Raw genomic sequence first — 1,287 nt, 5'->3', positions numbered from 1 at the left:
GGCGCTAACTTAGGGGTAGACTGGTGGAATCGAGATGTGATTCCTAGGCCAGATGCAAAGGAATGATTCCATTGAAAGCGACTGGCAGGCTCTGATCTCGAGACTGTCGCAATGTGTTGATCTTGACACGACGGCGCGAGCGACGGGAGCGCTGGTACGTCGTCGCAATGTTGCGGACGCAGCGACATTGCTGCGTCTGGCCTTGGCCTATGGCCCCGGCGGGATGAGCCTGCGCTCGGCGGCCGCCTGGGCCGGGATGAACGACGTTGCGAGCCTTTCCGATGTTGCTCTTTTGAAGCGCTTGCGTGGAGCGGCCGATTGGCTTGGCTGCATCGCAGGCGCCTTGCTGGAAAACGCTTGTGTCAAAAGTACCGCGGCGACGGGGCGTCGGCTGCGCGTCGTCGATGGCAGTTCGATCTCGCATCCCGGCAGTGCCGGCACGGACTGGCGGCTGCACGCCACCTACGAACCGGCGCTTGCGCGGTTCACGCATCTGGAGATTAGCGACGCTCGCGGCGGTGAAGGCTTCTTTCGTGTTCCGCTTCGCCAAGGCGACATCGTTGTTGGCGATCGCGCCTACGCTCGTACCCCGTCCCTTGAAAAGGTGGTGGCGGCGGGCGGCGACTTCATCGTGCGCACGGGCTGGAACAGTGTTCGGCTGACCACGCCCGAAGGGCAACGGGTCGACTGGAACGCCATCTTTGAGCCCTTGCAGCCCGGTGAAGTTTGCGAGATGAGCGTGCTCCTGGAGCATTCAGGCCGCACAAACAAGGGCCGAGGCAAGCCGCTCTTGCCGGCGAGGCTCATCGTCAAGCGCAAGGATGAGGAGGCCACGCAAAAAGCACAGAAGGCGGCAAGGCGAGGGCATCAGCGACGTGGCAGCAAGAGGCTGCACCCGATGACCCTCACCGCAGCAGGCTTCGTCATGCTGCTGACGTCGATCCCAGCCGATGAATTGGCGGCCGACGAGGTTCTGCAAACCTATCGGCTGCGCTGGCAAGTCGAACTCGCCTTCAAGCGGCTCAAGAGTGGAATGGGTATCCATAAGCTTCCCGCACGCGATGAGCGGCTCGCTCGAAGCTGGCTAACAGCCCATCTGATCCTGGCGCTGATGATCGACGAGGCCGTCACCGACGTTCTCGACTCTCCCCCCTGTGAAGATGAAACCACCCACAGCGCAATCGCTGTCCCTTTGGAGGCTGCATAGTCTCCTGCGTCCTGCAATCCTCAACGCCATACTGGTCCTGATGCGGCCGGGAAAAATCGTGGCGCGCTTTGCCGAAATCA

Annotated in this window: 1 protein-coding gene; it reads left to right on the top strand. The window is 61.8% G+C overall.

What is annotated here, in order from left to right; translation table 11 throughout:
• Window positions 1-52: 52 nt before the first annotated feature.
• Complete coding sequence (locus NMG70_RS27640) at window positions 53-1,207, top strand: IS4 family transposase (protein WP_254027452.1); 1,155 nt, start codon at window positions 53-55, stop codon at window positions 1,205-1,207.
• The last annotated feature ends 80 nt before the right edge of the window (window positions 1,208-1,287 follow it).

The sequence above is a fragment of the Mesorhizobium ventifaucium genome (assembly GCF_935822925.1).
In the GTDB taxonomy this organism is placed as follows: domain Bacteria; phylum Pseudomonadota; class Alphaproteobacteria; order Rhizobiales; family Rhizobiaceae; genus Mesorhizobium; species Mesorhizobium ventifaucium.
This window is presented reverse-complemented; position numbering and strand designations above follow the sequence as displayed.